At 65.8% G+C, this 15560-nt stretch carries 15 protein-coding genes; 13 read left to right on the forward strand and 2 right to left on the reverse strand.

Features of this window, described 5'->3' with window-relative positions:
• Positions 1 to 242: 242 nt before the first annotated feature.
• The 4 genes from E5Z01_RS07385 to E5Z01_RS07400 all read left to right on the forward strand — a co-directional run bounded on the left by E5Z01_RS07385 (position 243) and on the right by E5Z01_RS07400 (position 2238).
• On the forward strand, positions 243 to 518 hold the full coding sequence (locus E5Z01_RS07385; RefSeq protein WP_135228784.1) for a hypothetical protein: 276 nt from the start codon (positions 243 to 245) through the stop codon (positions 516 to 518).
• Positions 519 to 571: 53 nt separating this feature from the next.
• Positions 572 to 928 carry an MmcQ/YjbR family DNA-binding protein gene (locus E5Z01_RS07390; protein WP_135228785.1) on the forward strand — a complete coding sequence of 119 codons (357 nt, stop codon included), beginning with the start codon at positions 572 to 574 and terminating at the stop codon, positions 926 to 928.
• A gap of 14 nt (positions 929 to 942) precedes the next feature.
• Positions 943 to 1485, forward strand: a complete 543-nt coding sequence (locus E5Z01_RS07395) for a class I SAM-dependent methyltransferase (RefSeq protein WP_135228786.1) — start codon at positions 943 to 945, stop codon at positions 1483 to 1485.
• A 171-nt stretch (positions 1486 to 1656) separates the two neighbouring features.
• Positions 1657 to 2238: a nitroreductase family protein gene (locus tag E5Z01_RS07400; protein ID WP_167757820.1), complete on the forward strand. Its 582-nt coding sequence runs from the start codon at positions 1657 to 1659 to the stop codon at positions 2236 to 2238.
• Between the two features lie 32 nt (positions 2239 to 2270).
• On the opposite strand, the gene E5Z01_RS07405 is transcribed toward E5Z01_RS07400, so the two are convergent.
• Positions 2271 to 3362 carry an alpha/beta hydrolase family protein gene (locus tag E5Z01_RS07405; RefSeq protein WP_135228788.1) on the reverse strand — a complete coding sequence of 364 codons (1092 nt, stop codon included), beginning with the start codon at positions 3360 to 3362 and terminating at the stop codon, positions 2271 to 2273.
• Positions 3359 to 4327 (reverse strand): alpha/beta hydrolase family protein, encoded by a 969-nt coding sequence (locus E5Z01_RS07410; protein WP_135228789.1) that lies wholly within the window; start codon positions 4325 to 4327, stop codon positions 3359 to 3361. Before E5Z01_RS07410 ends, E5Z01_RS07405 begins: the two co-directional genes overlap by 4 nt.
• Before the next feature lie 229 nt (positions 4328 to 4556).
• Here E5Z01_RS07410 and E5Z01_RS07415 point away from each other — a divergent pair, with 229 nt between their 5' ends.
• The 9 genes from E5Z01_RS07415 to E5Z01_RS07455 all read left to right on the forward strand — a co-directional run bounded on the left by E5Z01_RS07415 (position 4557) and on the right by E5Z01_RS07455 (position 15550).
• Positions 4557 to 5273 carry a winged helix-turn-helix domain-containing protein gene (locus E5Z01_RS07415; RefSeq protein ID WP_135228790.1) on the forward strand — a complete coding sequence of 239 codons (717 nt, stop codon included), beginning with the start codon at positions 4557 to 4559 and terminating at the stop codon, positions 5271 to 5273.
• Between the two features lie 75 nt (positions 5274 to 5348).
• Positions 5349 to 7874, forward strand: a complete 2526-nt coding sequence (locus E5Z01_RS07420) for a polynucleotide kinase-phosphatase (protein WP_135228791.1) — start codon at positions 5349 to 5351, stop codon at positions 7872 to 7874.
• A 260-nt stretch (positions 7875 to 8134) separates the two neighbouring features.
• The gene (locus E5Z01_RS07425) at positions 8135 to 9097 is read left to right on the forward strand and encodes a CorA family divalent cation transporter (protein WP_135228792.1); all 963 of its coding nucleotides are present in this window, start codon (positions 8135 to 8137) and stop codon (positions 9095 to 9097) included.
• Between the two features lie 171 nt (positions 9098 to 9268).
• The gene (locus E5Z01_RS07430; protein WP_135228793.1) at positions 9269 to 10837 is read left to right on the forward strand and encodes an AMP-binding protein; all 1569 of its coding nucleotides are present in this window, start codon (positions 9269 to 9271) and stop codon (positions 10835 to 10837) included.
• Between the two features lie 110 nt (positions 10838 to 10947).
• The gene (locus E5Z01_RS07435) at positions 10948 to 11469 is read left to right on the forward strand and encodes a DUF4388 domain-containing protein (RefSeq protein ID WP_135228794.1); all 522 of its coding nucleotides are present in this window, start codon (positions 10948 to 10950) and stop codon (positions 11467 to 11469) included.
• Between the two features lie 267 nt (positions 11470 to 11736).
• The gene (locus tag E5Z01_RS07440) at positions 11737 to 13320 is read left to right on the forward strand and encodes a DNA-3-methyladenine glycosylase 2 family protein (protein ID WP_167757821.1); all 1584 of its coding nucleotides are present in this window, start codon (positions 11737 to 11739) and stop codon (positions 13318 to 13320) included.
• Positions 13321 to 13424: 104 nt separating this feature from the next.
• A complete protein-coding gene (locus E5Z01_RS07445) occupies positions 13425 to 14234 on the forward strand; it encodes an isocitrate lyase/PEP mutase family protein (RefSeq protein ID WP_135228796.1) in 810 nt (269 codons plus the stop codon).
• Positions 14235 to 14273: 39 nt separating this feature from the next.
• Positions 14274 to 14711 carry a YybH family protein gene (locus tag E5Z01_RS07450; RefSeq protein ID WP_135228797.1) on the forward strand — a complete coding sequence of 146 codons (438 nt, stop codon included), beginning with the start codon at positions 14274 to 14276 and terminating at the stop codon, positions 14709 to 14711.
• Positions 14712 to 15034: 323 nt separating this feature from the next.
• Positions 15035 to 15550, forward strand: a complete 516-nt coding sequence (locus E5Z01_RS07455) for an NUDIX hydrolase (protein WP_135228798.1) — start codon at positions 15035 to 15037, stop codon at positions 15548 to 15550.
• Positions 15551 to 15560: the final 10 nt, after the last annotated feature.

The raw sequence follows: 15560 nt of genomic DNA on the forward strand, positions 1-15560 counted from the left end.
CAGCGATGCGTAAATTAGCCCAGCAGATTTATGGGGTCTGGTCATCCCGTCGACCTTACAACGCCACCCACGGACTTCCTTCACTGGAATCTTTTACCGCTTGACTTTCAAGACGGAATCTCCGCTCTTCCTCATGAGTCCAGCCCATGAGTCCAGCACTGAGGAGCCAGCCGCCTGTTGATACTGAACCCAACCTGAACGTTCACTCACGCGCAAGGCCGCCGGGCAGCACACGCTGAGGTATGACTGACGACCGCGACAAGATCATCCCGGTAGACCCCACGCTGTCCGCCCGCCAGCCCGAAACTCGGGATGAACCCGTCCAGGCCGAACAGGGGCCGCCCCCCGCCGATTACGCCGAACGGCCCGCTTCCGGGGCGCCGCTGCCGAACGGGGAAAGGCTCTCCGGCAGTCAGGTCACCGACCTGCTGGGCACCGAAGAGGCCGATACGGTCAATGGCACCAACCGGGCCTTGCAGGAAGCGGGGGGCCTCGATCCGGACGCCAGCCAGAACTGAATACCCCACCTCCAGACGCCGGGCTGCCCCCTGGCGTCCTTACACTGTCAGGTGTGCAAAGCCTCACTGAACTGCGCCAGGTGTGCGCGGCCCTTCCCCACTCGCAGGAAACTTTTCCCTTCGACCTGACCACCCTGGTGTTCAAAGTGACCGGCAAAATGTACGCCCTGACCAGCCTCGACGCCCAGCACCCCAGCGTCAGCCTGAAAGTCAAGCCGGACGACGGCGAGGAACTCCGAAGGGCCTTCAGTGCCATCACGCCCGGCTACCACCTGAACAAACGCCACTGGATCACCGTGCCGCTGGACGGCAGCGTGCCGGACGCCCTGCTGCGCGAGCTGGTTCAGGGCAGTTACGCGCTGGTGGTGCGCGGCCTGACCCGCGCCGCGCGCAAGGAGCTGAATCTATGAAAGGAGTTGGGCCTATGAAAGTGATCCTGGGAGCGGGTGAGCAGCGCTGGGACGGCTGGTTTCCCACCCAGCAGGCCGAACTGGACTTGACCCGTCCGGCCTCGTTCGCCGCGTACTTCGGTGACTCGCGGGCCGACGCGATCCTATGCGAGCACGTCTGGGAGCACCTGCACAGGCACGAAGCTGTCGCAGCGGCGAAACTCGTGTTCGACTTCCTGAAGCCCGGTGGTTTCCTGCGTGTCGCCGTGCCGGACGGCCACCACCCGGATCCGGCTTACCTGGCGCTGGTGGCCGTCCACGGGCCGGGGCCAGCCGCCGACCATCAGGTGCTGTATACCCTGGACACCTTCACCGCCGTGTTCGAGCAGGCCGGTTTCACGGTGCGCCCCCTGGAATGGTGGGACGCCGACCATCACTTTCACCATACCGACTGGAACCCCGAGGACGCGCCCGTTTATCGCTCAAGCCGCCTGGATCACCGCAACGCCGCCTGGCGCGAGGGACATGCCCCGCCCGGCTTCACCAGCCTGATTCTGAACGCACTGAAACCGGCCTGATAAGCGTCCCGTTTGTTTCGTTCTCCCTCCGGCAGAGCACCGGAGGGTTCACTTCACGTCCGGGACGCTTTTTCTTCCTGCTCCCGTTGGTCGGATTGAACAGTTCTTCTATAACTGTTCAACCGGAATCCTTAGGGGCCAGCTGCCACAGTGCATGCCATAGTGCAGGGCGTGACTGCTCAGACCGCGCCCATTGTCCTGGACACCATTCGCCAGCGCCGCACCATCGACCTCCTGAAACTGAAGCCGGATCCGGTGCCGCAGGATGTGCTGGAAGCCATTCTGACCGCCGGAACGTGGGCGCCCACCCACGGGAAACATCAGCCCTGGCGGTTCACGGTGTTCACGGGCGAGGGCCGCCGCAAACTGGCCGACCTGTTCGCCCGCGCCTACGCGGCCAGCAGCGCCAAGGATGCCGGCAGCCCGGACGCGCAGGAAAATCAGCGCGTGCGCGTCATGCGGGCGCCCGTGTGGATCAGCCTGGAGCTGCACGTGCCCCAGCCGCCCCGCTTTCCGCAGTGGGAGGAGGAACACGCCCTGGCCGCCGCCGCGCAGAACATGCTGCTGGCCGCCACCGCCTTTGGCCTGGCCAGCAAGTGGGTTTCCGGCGTGGCCATGATCAGCCCGCTGACCGCCCACGAACTGGGGGCACCGGAACTGCGCGGCTTCATTTTCCTGGGGTACGCCGCCGAGCAGCCCAAGGACAGCACCCGCACCCCGCTGGAAGAAAAAGTCGTGTGGGTCAGGGACTAAAGATCAGGGTCACTGCGGGGTAAGGCCTGTTTCTACAGGTTCTCCTTGAAGAATTGCACGCTGCGGCGCAGGGCCAGGCCCAGGTTGCCGCTGAGGTTGTGGTTGTCGCCCTCGTACCGGAAGGCCGTGAAGGGCTGCTGCGCGGCCCGCAGGTCGCTGGCCAGGTCGACCTGAAAGCTGTACGGAACGTCCTTGTCGGCAGTGCCGTGGTGCAGTTGCAGCGGGCGGCCCCGGAGGTCTTGCAGGTAGGCGTTGGGGCTGAGCAGGCGCAGGTAACGCCGGTTCAGGCTGTCCAGCGTGGGTTTTTCCTCGCCGCCGGGGGGGCGCCAGTCGGTCGCCAGCACGTCGTAACTGGCGATCACGCCAGCCCACAGCGACGCGGCTTTCAGGTCCGGGTCGACCAGCATGGCCCGCAGGCTCAGTTGCCCGCCCATGCTGTGCCCCCACAGGCCCAGCCTTCTGGCGTTGACGCGCGGGTCTTTTTTGAGACTGGCTGCCGCGTTCAGCACGTCGACCGTGTAGCCGGGGTCGTTGTACCCGCCGCCCGCGCTGCCCTCACTGTCGCCGTGGCCCCGGTAATCACTTTTCAGCGTGACGAAGCCGTTGCGTGCAAAGGCGTCCTGGTACGCCACATACCGCTCGGTGGTGCGGTACTCGTCAGGCGGAATGTACCCGTGGTTGAACACGATAGCGGGCCAGCCCCCTTTCGGCGCGGGGCCGTCCGGCACGGTCAGCAGCCCGTAAATCTTCAGCCCATCCGACTGGTACGACACCACGTAGCGAGCATAATTCGCGCCCCGGTTCAGTGTCCTGATTTTGGTCAGGGCGCTGCCGGGGTACTCACGCGCCCGCAACGCCTGAAGGCTGATGGGTTGCTGCGCCACGAAGGTCTTCAGGGCCGCGTCGGTGACGTTGCCGAAAGGATCGGTGCGAATCACGTTGCCCGGATCGCTTTGCACGGGCGTTTGTGGAACAGGCGTTTGCGGAGTGGGCGCACCCGGTTCGCTGGCCGGCGCAGCGCTTTGCCAGGGCACCTCGAAGGGCAGGCGCTGGGGCTGCGTGAAGGCCACGTACCCGGCCCCGCCGATCAGCAGCAGCAGGGCGAGGTTCACCACTCCCCTCACAGGCGCTCCTTGAAAAACGCCACCGAGCGGTTCAGCGCCACGGACAGGTTGCGGCTGAGGTTGTGGTCGTCGCCGGGGTACACGTAACTCTGCACGCTTTTCCCGGCGGCTTTCACCTGCCCCGAGAGGGCCGTGTGAAAGGCCACCGGCACCTCGGCGTCCGCCGTACCGATGTGCAGTTGCAGGGGGCCGCCCAGGTCTTTCAGAAAGTGGTTGGCGCTCAGGGAATTCCAGAAACCCGGGTTCGCCTCTGGCGTGCCGTACTGCGCCACGGCCTGCTTGCGCAGGTTCAGGACGCGCCGCGGAATGCTGCTGGGCGCGCGGTTATGCCACTGGGTCATCATCTGGTTGTAGTCACCGACCACCCCGGCCCAGATCACCCCGACCTTGATGCGGCGGTCGATGACCATGCTGCGCAGGGTGATAAACCCCCCCATGCTGTGGCCCCACATGCCGATGCGCTCGGCGTTCACGCGCTGATCCTGCCGCAGACTGCCCAGGGCGTTCAGAACGTCGGTGGTATAGCCGGGCGTGTAATAAGCGCCCAGTGCCTCACCCTGACTGCTCCCATGGCCCCGGTAATCACTTTTGAGCGTAATGAAGCCGTTGCGCGCAAAAGCGTCCTGGTACGCCACATATTTCTCGGTGGTGCGGTAGACATTGGGCGGAATGTACCCGTGGTTAAACACGATAGCGGGCCAGCCCCCTTTCGGCGCGGGGCCGTTCGGCACGGTCAGCAGGCCGTAAATCTTCAGCCCGTCGGACTGGTACGACACCACGTAACGCCGGTAATTGCTTCCGGCCCGCAGGGTCTGCTCGACCTTCAGGGCGCTGCCGGGGTACTTTTTCGTGCGGGCGGCGGCAATGCTCATGTCGGCAGCGTCCACTTTTGCCAGCGTGGCGGCCGACTGCGCCGGGGCCATCCCGAGAGAACCGAGCAGCAAAGCAGCAAGGAGACGCTTCATGCCGCCACTGTAAGGAATGCGCTGCGGACTGAAGGAAGTGGAAGGCACGCTGGGCCTTATGGCGGCCCTTAGCGTCGCTTCAGCAAAACGGCATAAAAAAAAGTGTTTCTGGAACCCGCCGCAGCTTTCAGCTGAACTCAGGGCAACGTTTGAGGGCTCGGCAGACTGATATCCCGGGATTTCAGTGAAGGCTATGGCCCACTGAAAAAGAATCCGTCAGGCTACGGCCATGCCGCACGAACAACTGGATATGCAGCGCCTGACTGGCGCCTCCGCCGCCCGCGCCTTGAAGGAAAACTTCGGTTTCCTGGGCCTGTTCGTCCACCCCCGCTCACCCAGCGAGGTGGCCGGGAAGGCAGGCATGCCGCCCAACCTGGCGCACCACCACGCCCGCAAACTGGCCGACCTGGGCCTGCTGTTTCAGCAGCGCCGCGAGGGCCGGCGGGTGTACTACCAGCTGGTCGCCCGCGAGTTCCGGGTGCCGTGGGCCGTGGTGCCGCCCGTTGACGAAACCGCCGGGGAACTCGGCAGCATTGGGCGCCTGAGCGCCGCTTTCAGGGAAGCCTATGAAAAGTCGTGGCTGGCCGCGGGAGAAACCGCCGAGTATGTCGCGGGGTTCAGCGACGTGGCCACCCCCAGCCTTTCGCCAGAGGAAGTTCTTGACCCCCCGGCGCAGCCCATGCCGACGCACTTCGACGCCCTGACCCTGCGCCTCCCCCCGGAGCGTTACCGCCAGCTGGCCCGCGACCTCAGCCGTCTGCTGGACGAAGCCATGCAGGAGGGCCTCAAAGAGCAGGGGCACGTCTGCACGCTGGCGGTGCTGGCCTTCGAGGGATCGGCGGAACAGGCTTCAGAGGCCCAGGGGGAGGGCCGGGTGTCCAGGCAGGTCAGCAGTTTCCTGGGGGCGAAAGGGGAAGCGCAGGGGGCCGGCGCTCCTGCCCCGTGACGGGCAAGGAAAGGGGCACTTCTCCGGCCGGCACGGCCCGGCTTGTGCCAGCATGGGCCGCAGAGGAGTAACCCCATGACCGATCCACCCAACACCATTCACCTTCCCGAGCTGGCGCTGGTGGCGCTGGTAGGGGCCTCGTCGGCCGGTAAAAGCACCTTCGCGGCGCGGCACTTCCGGCCCAGCGAGGTGCTCAGCAGCGACACCTTCCGGGCGCTGGTCAGCGACGACGAGAACAGCCTGGAGGCCACCGCCGACGCCTTCGAGAGCCTGTTCTTCGTGGCGGGCAAGCGGCTGGCGCGCGGCAGGCTGACGGTGGTGGACGCCACCTCGGTCAGGCCGGACGACCGCCGCCGGCTGGTGGATTTAGCGCGGCGGCACGACGTTCTGCCAGTGGCCGTGGTACTGGACTTGCCGAGAAATGTGCTGGAGGAACGGCACGCGGCCCGCCCGGATCGGAATTTCGACCCGGCGGTGATCGGGCGGCAGATCGCAGAGTTGCGCCGCACCCTGCGCGGCCTGCCCAAGGAGGGCTTCCGGCACGTCTGGGTGCTGCGCAGCCCGCAGGAGGTCGAGGCCGCGCGGGTCGAGCGGGTGCCGCTGCACACCAACAAAAAGCACCTGCACGGCCCGTTCGATTTCATCGGGGACGTTCACGGTTGCCTGAACGAATTGCAGGAACTGCTGGTGAAGCTGGGTTACACCGTCAATGGCCTGGAGGTCACGCCCCCGCCGGACCGCACGGCGGTGTTCGTGGGCGACCTGGTCGACCGGGGGCCGGACAGCGCCGGGGTACTGCGCCTGGTCATGAATATGGTGAAGTCGGGCGCGGCGCTGGCCGTGCCGGGCAACCACGACGAGAAACTCAAGCGCGCCCTGGACGGCAAGGCGGTCAAGGCGCTGCACGGGCTGGACGTGACCCTGGCACAACTGGAGGCCGCTGGCAGCGATTTTAAAACAGAAGTGCGCGACTTTCTGGAGCGGCTGGTGAGTCACCTGGTGCTGGACGACGGCCAGGTCGTGGTGGCGCACGCGGGCCTGCCGGAGCATTACCAGGGGCGCAGCAGTGGCCGCGTGCGCAGTTTCGCGCTGTACGGCGACGTGGACGGCAGCCAGGACGAACTGGGCCTGCCGGTGCGGCGCGACTGGGCCGCCGCGTACCGGGGCGCGGCGCGGGTGGTGTACGGGCACACGCCGGTGGCGCGGGCCAGCTGGGTCAACAAGACCATCGACATCGACACCGGCTGCGCCTTCGGCGGGTCGCTGACGGCGCTGCGGTATCCGGAGCTGGAACTGGTCAGTGTGGCCGCCCACGCGCAGTATGCTGTGCCGGCCCGCCCGCTGCCGGGCGAGGCCGACCCCCAGCCGGAGCGCGGGTTCGATCTGGCGGACTTCCTGCAACCCGGCCGGGTAGACACGCGCACGCACGGCGGCATTCTGCTGAAGGCTGGCGAACGGGCCGCGGCGGTCGAGACCTTCAGCCGCTTCGGCGTCGATCCGCGCTGGTGCCCCTACCTGCCGCCCACCATGAGCCCGGTGGAAACCAGCACACTGGACGGCTTTCTGGAGCACCCCCAGGAGGCTTTTGCGTACTACCGCGCCCAGGGCATAACGCAGGTGATCTGCGAGGAGAAGCACATGGGCAGCCGCGCCCTGCTGGTGCTGACCCGGAACGAAGACGCAGCCAGCACGCGCTTCGGCGTTCCAGGCAGCAGCGGCTGCATCTACACCCGCACCGGGCGGCCCTTTTTCAACGCCGAGTGGGAGGCGGTCATTCTGGAACGCGCCCGCGCCGCCGTCACGAAAGCGGGCCTGTGGGACGCCCTGAACAGCGACTGGCTGCTGCTGGACGCCGAAATTCTGCCCTGGAGCCTGAAGGCCGGGGAACTGATCCGGGCGCAGTACGCCGCGGTGGGGGCCGCCGGAAATGCCGCTTTGCCCGCCGCGGTGCAGGTGCTGGAAACGGCGGCAGAGCGCGGTGTGCCGGTCCGTGACCGGCTGGAGCGCACGCGCGAGCGCCTGGGTGACCTGCAAGCGTACCGCGACGCCTACCGCGCCTATCTGCGCCGGGTCGAGGGGCCAGACGACGTGAAGATCATGCCGTTTCACCTGCTGGCCAGTGAGGGCGCCGTTCATACGGACAGGGATCACCTGTGGCACCTGAATACCCTGGGCAGCCTGGCGGCGGCGGACGGCACGCTGTTCGGCCAGACCGCGCACCGCGCCGTGACCCTGGGCAGTCCCGACGAACAGGCCGCCACCGACTGGTGGCTTGACCTGACCGCGCGCGGCGGCGAGGGCATGGTGGTCAAACCCCTGGCCTTCCTGAGCGCTGAGCCGCGCAGCCTGCAACCCGCCGTGAAGGTGCGCGGGCGCGAGTACCTGCGCATCATCTACGGCCCGGAGTACACCCGCCCCGAGCACCTGACGCGCCTGCGGGCCAGAGCACTGGGCGCCAAACGCGCCCGCGCCCTGCGCGAGTTTCACCTGGGGCTGGAGGGCCTGCACCGATTCGTGGAGCAGGCCGGCCTGGCCCGCGTCCACGAGTGCGTGCTGGGCGTCCTGGCGCTGGAGGCTGACCCCGGAGACGCGCGGCTGTAACGCTGGGGCCTTACTCGCACGCATATCCAGGCGTGGGCCAAAGACAGCGCGACAGTGGAACGGTCACGGCTGACCCGCACTCCATAAGAGCTATCAGCGAAGTGATCAGCCGCTCATTTGTTTCGTTCTCCGCGCAGAACAACACCGGAGGGCGCATTCCACCTCCGGAACTCTTTCACGCTCCCGTCAGTCGTCCCATCCCAGTCAGTCCATCAATGAGGCGCTTGCGGCCCGCCCCTGGTCAGGATTTACAGTAGGCCATGCCGACTCGCGTTCTCCTCTTCAATGCCGATGGCAACGACACCGAGTTGCCGTTCACCGCAGCGGCGCTGCAAAAACCGGGCGGGCGGCAACTGCTGTGGGTGGATCTGGAAGGCGAGGTGCCGGAGAACCTGGCCGACACGCTGGTCGCGCTGGAACTGGACGCTTCCTCGCTAGGCCGCCTGGCCCGTCCGCCCGCCGGTCACCCTTACCTGACCCACTCCGGCGCGTACCTGACCCTGGGCGTGAAGGCCGCCCAGAACGCGCGGACGTTCATTCCGTTGACGGTGGTGGCCGGTGAGAACTTCGTGGTAACGGCGCACCCGCAGGGCATCGGCCCGCTCTCGACCTTCATGGGGGAAATGCAGGGGGACACGCAGCTGGGGCAACTCGACTCGGCGGCGTTCGTGTCGGTGCTGCTCTCGCGCGTGCTGGAAAGTTACTTCACGGCCATGAACGGCCTGGAAGACCAGACCGATCACCTCGACGAGCGCCTGCTGCGCCCGGATCCGCCCGAAGACCCGCTGGAGGAACTGGTGGACTTGCGCCGTCAGGCGGGCGATCTGCGGCGCGAACTGGCCCGTCACCGCCCGGTGTTCATGCACCTGGCCGGCGCGGACTTCGTGGTGTACGCCGGCGACCAGCACGAGGCGCAGTTCGGGCGGCTGCTCACGCAGTTCGAGCACACCCTGGAAAGTGCCCTGCACACCCGCGACATGGTGGTGGAATCCTTCGACCTGTACATGGCCCGCCTGGGGCAGCGCACCAACGACATCATGCGCGTGCTGACCATCGTGACCCTCACGCTGGGCATTCTGGCCGCCGTGGCCGGCCTGATGGGCATGAACTTCCAGGCGGACCTGTTCAAGACCGGCAACGCCGGCTTCCGTGACGTGCTGATCGGCTCGGCCCTCCTGATCGTGGTGATCCTGGTGATCAGTCGGCGACGCAAATGGCTGTAAACAGGTGGCTGAAAGCAGTGACAGGGCAAAGTCCGATCCCCTGGTGGCGCCATGCCGCCGAACGGCTGGGCGTGAATCTGTCGAGGTTGTTCATCCCTGGGTAACGGCTGGGTGGGCCTGCGGGCTTAGAGTGGGCGCAACTCGAAATCCTGCATTCACGGAGGTTGCCCCATGAAAACGCCGCTGACTCCTCTTGATCTGGTTCGCCGTGGCCTGAAACTCTACCCGAACAACGTGGCGGTCACCGAGCCGGGCGGCCCGCAGTTCACTTACCGCGAGTGGGCGCGGCGCGTTTACCAGCTCGCGCGGGCGGTGCAGGCCGCCGGGTATGCGGGGCGGCACGTGGCGGTGCTGGCCCCGAACACCCACGGGGGCTTACTCACCTACTCCGCGGTGCCGTGGGCGGGCAGCGTGCTGGTTCCGCTGAACACCCGCCTGACCCCGGAGGAATACGACTTTCAGCTCAGGCACGCCGAGGTGAAACTGCTGCTGGTGGACGAAAGCCTGCATGACAGGGTGGCGAAGGTCGCGGGCGACCAGGGCATCGAGGTGTGGGTGATGGGCGCGGCGAACGGCGCGGGGAAGGATTTTGAAGCGAGACTGGCAGCCCAGAACGACTCTCCCCTGCCCCCAGCCGTGCAGGACGAGGACGACACCATCACCATCAACTTCACGAGCGGCACCACCTCGGACCCGAAAGGCGTGATGCTGACGCACCGCAACTGCCTGCTGAACGCCATCGAAACGCTGTACTACTTCAAGGTCGATCAGGACAGCGTGTACCTGCACACCCTGCCGGATTTTCACGCGAACGGCTGGGGCGGGGTGTGGAGTCCGTTCGGGGTGGGGGCCACCCACGTGTGCCTGCCTGCCGTGCAGGCCGACGCCGCTTACGACGCCATCGAGGAGTACGGCGTGACCCACCTGAGCGCCGCGCCCACGGTGCTATCCATGCTGACCGACCCCGCCTGCGCCAGAAAAGTCACCCGCGAAATTCGCGTCGCTACCGCCGGCAGCCCGCCGCACGCCCGCACCATCGCCGACATGAACAACCTGGGCTTTCACGTCATTCAGGTGTATGGCCTGACCGAAGTCAGCCCCCTGATCACCATTGCAGAACTGTCCGCCGATCAGGAGGCGCTACCCATCGAACGCCGCGCCCCCTTGATCGCCAAGCAGGGCTTCGAGATGCTGCTGGCCGGCGAGGTCGAGGTCATGGACGAGCACCTGAGTTCCATCCCGCACGACGGCGAAACGCTGGGCGAAATCATGGTGCGCGGCAACCTGGTGCTCAAGGGCTACTACCGCAACCCCGAAGCTACCGAGAAAGCCATGCATGGCGGCTGGTTCCACACCGGGGACGTGGCGGTGGTTCACCCGGACGGGCGCATTGAAATCCGTGACCGCAACAAGGACGTGATCATCTCGGGCGGCGAGAACATCAGCAGCGTGGAAGTCGAGGGCGTGCTGTACGCCCACCCGGCCGTGCGCGAGGCGGTGGTGGTCGCCATGCCCGACGCGAAATGGGGCGAAGTGCCGTGCGCCTTTATCGCTCTGCACGCGGGCCAGAGAGCCACACCCGAGGAACTCACGCAGCACGTCCGCGCGCACCTGGCCGGATTCAAGACCCCCAAGCACTACGAGTTCCGCGACGATCTGCCCAAGACCGCCAGCGGCAAATTCCAGAAATTCATCCTGCGGGCCGAACTGTGGCACGGCAAGGCGCGGGGCGTGAACTGAGACCAACTCGGGTTGAATCATCGCCCACCGTTCCCCTCCCCCGGCCACACCCGCTGGGGGCATCGGTGCGTTTTCTGTCAGGAAAAACCCGCTACACTAAATGAAGACTTATGGTCAGCGGCGACTTACAGGTGTTTCCCCTTCTTCCCGTGATGCAGATGCTTCTCAGCAGCGGACGCAGCGGCGAATTCACCGTGGATCACCCCCGCGGCGGCACCCTGTGGTTCGAGCATGGCGAACTGACGCACGCCCGCAGCGGCCAGCTGAAAGGCGAAGCGGCACTGCAACTGATGTGCAGCCTCGATCAGGGCACCTTCACCTTCGAGGCCGACCGACTGCCCCCGGAACGCACCCTGAACCTCAAGCAGGACATGGCGCTGCGCCGCATGCTGATTGACAACGAGAGCTGGGCGCAGCTCATGCGGATTTTCCCCGACTGGAGCCGCACCCTGCGCTTCACGCCCCGCTGGACGCCGCAGCAACCCGTCACGCACCCGCAGTACCTGGCCCTCACCCTGGTGGGGCAGGGGCATAACCTCCGCCAGATGATCGACCGCAGCGAACTGCCACCCCGCGTGCTGCTGGACATGCTGCGCCCCTTCGTGGCGAACGGCCTGATCGAAGTGGCCTAGCCGCTCAGGCGCTCAGCTGCACAACGCCTGCATGTCAGCCAGTTAAGTACACTGCGTTTCGATTCTAGAGAAATCGCGCGAAGCGCGTGGCAGAAAAGTGCTGTGAACTGGGAATGGAGAGTTTCCGGCGCTTTCCCGGAAAGTCGCAATGTTAAGTTCTCAGCACTTAAATTCGACGGCCGTTTGCGAGTGTGTTCCCGACAGGCCAAAAATTCCCTTGCCGGATTCCGGTAGCGTGCCGCGCGGTTTGCCTGGAGAATGCACGGCATGACCCTTGACCGCCAGACCATGCTGAGCCGGATGCTGGCGGCGGACGCGGCGTTTGATGGGCGCTTCATTACCGGCGTGATGAGCACCGGGATCTACTGTTTGCCGTCGTGCCGGGCGCGGAAACCCAAACCAGAGAATGTGGTGTTCTATGCGGGGCCGCCCGAGGCGCGGCAGGCGGGGCTCCGTCCATGCCGGCGCTGCTGCCCGGACGCCTTTTACGGTGGGGGTGGAGTTCAGGAAACGCAAATTGAGGCGCTCCATACCCTGCCGGCAGGAGAGTTGCGGGATGTGCCGGGCCTGGCGCGGGTGGCGGGCGTCAGTGTGCGCTCACTTCATTCGCTGCTGCTCGAGCAGTTGGGGTGCTCCCCGGCGGATTACCTGAATCGCCGCCGCGTGCAGCAGGCCCAGGAGGAACTGCTGTCTTCTGATGCCAGCGCTGCTCAGATCGCCTTCGGGGCGGGCTTTCAGAACCTGTCCACCTTTGGAGCGCAATTTCGCCGCCTGACCGGGCTGTCCCCGTCGGCTTTCCGGGCTTTGCCGGGCAGCACGGGCTTTCAGCTGGGTTTGCCGGCCCATTACCCAGCCGCGGCCATGCTGCTTGACCTGGGCCGGAATCGCCTGGGCACCACCGGACAGGTGAACGGCAACACGTACCGCATGGGCCTGAATCTGCCTTCCGGGGCGCAGGTGGTGGAGTTGAGGTTTAGCGGACAGCAGGTCAAGGTGAACTGTCAGCGGCCTCTTAGCGTGGCGGACGCGCCGGCCCTGCACCGCATCCTCTGGCGGGTGCTGGGACTTCACGCTCAACCCGTGAAATTGGGGACGTTCGCGGCAGCTTCCCCGCTTCGCCGGGTGGTGGAGGCCGCGCCGGGGCTGCGGGTGCCGCTCTCGCCCACGCCTTTCGACGCGCTGGTGTGGGCGGTGCTGGGCCAGCAGGTGACCTTCACGTTCGCCTGCACGCTGCGTCAGCGCCTGTGCCAGCGCTTGAACACGGCGCTGGACGCGAACCTGTACGCACCGCCCACGCCCGCCCAGGTGTTGACGCTCAGCGCAGACGATCTCACCCGGTTGGGCTTAACCCGCCGCCGCGCCGAAACCCTGCTGCGGGTGGCGCAGCTGACGCACTCCGGCGAGTTGGACTTCGGCCCCGACATCCCGTTTTCCCGCATTTCAAGGCAGCTCAGCGCCCTTCCCGGCGTCGGCGTATGGACGACCCAGTACGCCCTGCTGCGCGGGTTCGGTGCGCCGGACGCCGTTCCGGTGGGTGACACGGCCCTGGCGACGGCCCTTCAGGACGTGTTTCAACTCCCCCACCGCCCCAGTGCGCCGGAAGTCACCGATCTGATGAAACCCTTCGCCCCCCACCGCAGCCTGGCGACGTTCCACCTGTGGCAGCACTTCGCCCGCTTGCAAAGGGCCAGCCAGCAGCATTCAACCGCCCAATACGAACTCCGATTGAATCGCCCATTCAGGGCGATGAAATCCGACCGGCCTTGCAAAGCTGCGCAGCAGAGGGAGTGGGAGCGAAACGGGTTCCGGGCGTGGAATCCACCATCCGGCGTTTTTCCGGATGATGGATGAAACAGACGGAATCCGTAGAAATCAGATCGTCCAATCACAGAGAACCATTGGCGCACGCCCTGACCCACGCCAGGCAAACCGTAACGCCTTCAAGGAGAGAACACATGACCCAGACCGACCTTTTCCGCCACCTGCACACGGCTGGTTTCCTTTTGCCCAACGCCTGGGACGCCGCGAGCGCCCGGTTGTTCGAGGCGGCGGGTTTCCCGGCAGTGGGAACGACGAGTGCAGGCATCTCTTATGCGCGGGGTCGGCAGGACGGGCAGTCGCTCAGCCGGGCGGACATGCTGCGGGAGGTGCAGGCCATCGTGACGTCGGTGGGCGTGCCGGTAAACGCGGATATCGAGGCCGGGTACGGCGACGCGCCCGACGGAGTAGCGCAGACGGTGAGGGAATTTGCGGCACTGGGCGTGGCAGGCGTGAATCTGGAGGACGCCACCGGACGCCCGGCCTCCCCCCTGTACCCTCTGGAAGATCAGCTGCGGCGCGTGTCAGCAGCGCGGGCAGCGGCGCCGGACATCTTCCTGAACATTCGCACGGACACCTTCATCACGGGATTCGGGCGGGATGACGAGGAGCGATTGACCGAGACCATCCGGCGCGGGCAGGCGTACCTGGAAGCGGGAGCAGACGGCGTTTTCGTGCCGCTGGCGGTGGACGCCGCCACGATTGGTACGCTGGCACGTGAGCTGGCCGGGCCGCTGAACGTGATGGCGTTCCCCGGTGCGCCCAGCGTCCCCAAGCTGCTGGCAGCCGGCGCGAAGCGTGTCAGCGTCGGTCAGAGTGTGATGCTGGCCGTGATGGGTTTCACCGCCCGCATGGCGCAAGAACTCCGCGAAACAGGGACGTATGACGCGATGGGCACGAATTTCTATGGCTTTGGCGAGGCCGAAAGGTTATTCGCCCGGTCTTAAAAAATTTGTAGATTTACGTGAATAGCGTTACGATTGAGTATGCCTATCCCAGATCCCGCGCAGCTTCCCGCTGCCTACGCCGAGGCCGTCTATGCCAGGAACGTCGAGGCTTTCCTGGCGCTCTATGCCGAGAACATCCGCATATTCGACGCCTGGGAAAGCTGGCAGGCGGCCGGCAAAGAAGCGCTGCGTCACTCGACCACCGAGTGGTTCGGCTCACTGGGCGACGAGAAAGTGGTCGTCACCTGCCAGGACATCCAGGTCGTGAGCAGCGACACCCTCGCCACCCTTCACGCCCTGATCGAGTACAGGGCCGTGTCTGCCGACGGGCAGGACTTGCGCGCCATGCAGGAGCGCGTGACATGGGTGATGGAACGCACGACCGCCGGGTGGGTGGTCACGCACCAGCACACGTCGCTGCCCGCCAGCCTCCAGACGGGAAAAGTCATGAAATTTGCTCCTGACTCCGCCATCTGACGCATTGCCAAGCCGCCCCGCCCGGATTTACACTGTGCGGGCAGTGACCGGGAAGAGTACCCGGACAAGCGCCTTCTCAGAGAGTTCAGGTCGTGGCTGAGAGCCTGAGCGAAAGCGCCCCGGAGAACGTCACCCGTGAGCAAGACGGAAGAAAGGCCAGCGAGAAAAGGCAGAGTAGACCCGTCCGGGAGCGCCCGTTACAGCGCGTCAAGAGCGCCAGGGCATCCAGCCCCGGAACAGCGGTGGTACCACGGGAACGTCCATCTCGTCCGCTTAGAGCAGCCCTGCTCGGCGGGCGTTTTTCTATTCACAGGAGTGGACGTATGCCACCAGTCACCCCACAAACCCAGCTTCTTTCCCAGGCCGAAGCCCGCGCCCTGGCGCAGCAGGAAGGCTGGCCTGAAAAGGTGCTGGCCTACATCACCCGCCGGCCTGATGAACTGCTGGTCTTTGAACACACCGCCGAATACCCCGAGGCCGGCATTCAGATGCCGGCCGGCGGTGTGGACGCGGCAGAAACCCCGGAACAGGCCGTGCTGCGCGAGGTCTACGAGGAAACGGGCCTGCGTCTGAGTCACCCGCTTGACCTGGGTTCGCAGCTCTGGACGACGCCTGCACCGTCCAGAATTCGCCATTTCTACTGGCTGACCGCGCCACAGGACACGCCGGACACCTGGTCGCACGTCGTCTCGGACGGCCAGGACGATAAAGGCATGACTTTCCTGTTTCGTTTCGCCCCCTTAAGCGACCCGCAGCTTATTCCCGGTTACGGCTTCGAGTCCGCGCTGCCTGCATTGCAGAAGCTTCAGCAGCGCGACCCTTCAGACACAACACTTTAAAAGGAGTTCC

Origin of the sequence: Deinococcus fonticola (genome assembly GCF_004634215.1) — a bacterium.
In the GTDB taxonomy this organism is placed as follows: Bacteria; Deinococcota; Deinococci; order Deinococcales; family Deinococcaceae; genus Deinococcus; species Deinococcus fonticola.

Coding starts and splice junctions, on each gene's coding strand:
- E5Z01_RS07385 (WP_135228784.1), top strand. CDS start 243: ATGACTGACGACCGCGACAAGATCATCCCGGTAGACCCCACGCTGTCC.
- E5Z01_RS07395 (WP_135228786.1), top strand. CDS start 943: ATGAAAGTGATCCTGGGAGCGGGTGAGCAGCGCTGGGACGGCTGGTTT.
- E5Z01_RS07410 (WP_135228789.1), bottom strand. CDS start 4,327: ATGAAGCGTCTCCTTGCTGCTTTGCTGCTCGGTTCTCTCGGGATGGCC.
- E5Z01_RS07415 (WP_135228790.1), top strand. CDS start 4,557: ATGCCGCACGAACAACTGGATATGCAGCGCCTGACTGGCGCCTCCGCC.
- E5Z01_RS07420 (WP_135228791.1), top strand. CDS start 5,349: ATGACCGATCCACCCAACACCATTCACCTTCCCGAGCTGGCGCTGGTG.
- E5Z01_RS07425 (WP_135228792.1), top strand. CDS start 8,135: ATGCCGACTCGCGTTCTCCTCTTCAATGCCGATGGCAACGACACCGAG.
- E5Z01_RS07430 (WP_135228793.1), top strand. CDS start 9,269: ATGAAAACGCCGCTGACTCCTCTTGATCTGGTTCGCCGTGGCCTGAAA.
- E5Z01_RS07435 (WP_135228794.1), top strand. CDS start 10,948: ATGGTCAGCGGCGACTTACAGGTGTTTCCCCTTCTTCCCGTGATGCAG.
- E5Z01_RS07440 (WP_167757821.1), top strand. CDS start 11,737: ATGACCCTTGACCGCCAGACCATGCTGAGCCGGATGCTGGCGGCGGAC.
- E5Z01_RS07445 (WP_135228796.1), top strand. CDS start 13,425: ATGACCCAGACCGACCTTTTCCGCCACCTGCACACGGCTGGTTTCCTT.
- E5Z01_RS07450 (WP_135228797.1), top strand. CDS start 14,274: ATGCCTATCCCAGATCCCGCGCAGCTTCCCGCTGCCTACGCCGAGGCC.
- E5Z01_RS07455 (WP_135228798.1), top strand. CDS start 15,035: ATGCCACCAGTCACCCCACAAACCCAGCTTCTTTCCCAGGCCGAAGCC.